This is a genomic window from Pelatocladus sp. BLCC-F211 (assembly GCF_041928655.1).
Lineage (GTDB): Bacteria > Cyanobacteriota > Cyanobacteriia > Cyanobacteriales > Nostocaceae > Pelatocladus.
In genome coordinates this window covers 1-1,892 of sequence record NZ_JBHFLM010000221.1, presented here as the reverse complement: position 1 = coordinate 1,892, position 1,892 = coordinate 1, and the positions used below count along the sequence as shown (strand labels likewise).

1 protein-coding gene is annotated in these 1,892 nt (G+C 43.0%); it reads right to left on the bottom strand.

Annotation, left to right across the window (positions count from 1 at the left end):
* Window positions 1–179 precede the first annotated feature (179 nt).
* Window positions 180–1,730, bottom strand: coding sequence for a hydantoinase B/oxoprolinase family protein (locus ACE1AT_RS26255; protein WP_374873758.1), 1,551 nt, complete (start codon window positions 1,728–1,730; stop codon window positions 180–182).
* Between the last annotated feature and the right edge of the window lie 162 nt (window positions 1,731–1,892).

The window sequence follows — 1,892 nt, the reverse complement described above, 5'->3', positions numbered from 1 at the left end:
GGGTTACTCTGCGAGAAGCCGCGCAGGGCGCGTCTACGTTCCTCAAACGCCAGGTGCTACAACTCTTGGGACCCCCGCAACGCACTGGCTCCCCAACCTACGCTAGTTTTAGTTTTTAGCCTTAACTGAACCGTATTGGTTATTAATTCTCCATCCAAAATCCAAAATCTAAAATGTTCTTAGCTTTTTTCCCCAAATCCTCCTCCACCAGGGGTTTCGATAATAAAAATATCTCCTGGTTGCATTTGCACTGTCGCTGTGCTGTCTAAGTTCTCTTGGGTTCCATCTTGACGTTGTATCCAGTTGCGTCCAACTTGTCCTGCTTCTCCACCATTGAACCCAAAGGGAGGAATCACCCGATGTCCAGAGAGAATGTTAGCTGTCATCGATTCTAAAAACTTGATGCGACGGATGACACCATCTCCACCTGAGTGTTTTCCTTTACCACCGCTATGAGGACGCAAACTAAAGCTTTCTACTAAAACAGGATAGCGAGTTTCTAAAACTTCGGGATCGGTCAACCGGGAGTTAGTCATGTGGGTATGGACTGCATCAGTACCATCAAAATTAATCCCTGCGCCAGCGCCACCGCAGATAGTTTCATAATATTGATAGCGCTCATTACCAAAAGTAAAATTGTTCATTGTTCCTTGAGAAGCAGCCATCACACCTAACGCACCATATAAAGCATCGACAATGGCTTGAGATGTTTCTACATTTCCGGCTACTACTGCTGCTGGATAGGTTGGATTTAGCATACAGCCAGAAGGGATAATTATTTCTAGTGGTTTCAGACAGCCGGCATTCAGGGGAATACTATCATCAACCAGAGTCCGAAAGACATATAAAACTGCTGCTTGCGTGACAGCTTTCGGAGCATTAAAGTTAGTATTTAATTGTCCAGATGTGCCTGTAAAATCAATCGTAGCGCTACGGTTTTCTCTATTGATTGTAACTTTTACTTGAATGCGTGCGCCGTTATCCATTTCATAAATGAATGAACCATTTTTGAGAACATCAATTGCTCTTTTCACTGATTCTTCAGCATGATCTTGAACAAATTTCATATAAGCTTGAACTGTTTCTAGTCCATATTGAGAAACCATTTTCCGCAGTTCTTGTACTCCTCTTTCATTCGCAGCTATTTGTGCTTTGAAATCAGCAATGTTTTGGTTAGGATTACGAGCAGGATAGCGGTGATTTAAGAGCATTTCTCGAACTTGGTCTTCTCGAAAATTGCCTTGTTCAACTAAGAGAAAATTATCAAAGATAATCCCTTCTTCTTCAACTGTGGTACTATGAGGAGGCATGGAACCGGGAGTAATTCCTCCGATATCGGCTTGGTGTCCACGGGAAGCTACATAGAAAATTATTTGTTTTTCGTCTTCATCAAAAACGGGAGTAATAGCCGTGACATCAGGGAGATGGGTTCCGCCATTGTAAGGATTATTGGATAAATAGACATTTCCGGGTTTGAGAGTGTCGCTTTGATCATTAATCAAACTACGAACACTTTCACTCATCGAGCCTAGATGTACGGGAATGTGTGGCGCATTAGCAACTAGTAATCCTGAAGCATCAAAAATGGCGCAGGAGAAATCAAGGCGTTCTTTGATATTTACTGATGCTGCTGTGTTTTGCAGAACAATTCCCATTTGTTCGGCGATAAATTGATAGAGGTTTTTGAAGATTTCGAGGCGGACGGGGTCGGGTTGAGATGTTGTGTACATAATACAGCAATCTAAACGGCGCTATCGAAGCAATGCGGGAGCGTGAGAACCCCTACGATTTATCGAGGGGATGAAACGCGAATCATCGGATTTTAACCCGCAGTTTCTCTTTCAATGTATTGTCTTACCGCTTCTCGAACCAAATCATTAAGAGAACGCTCT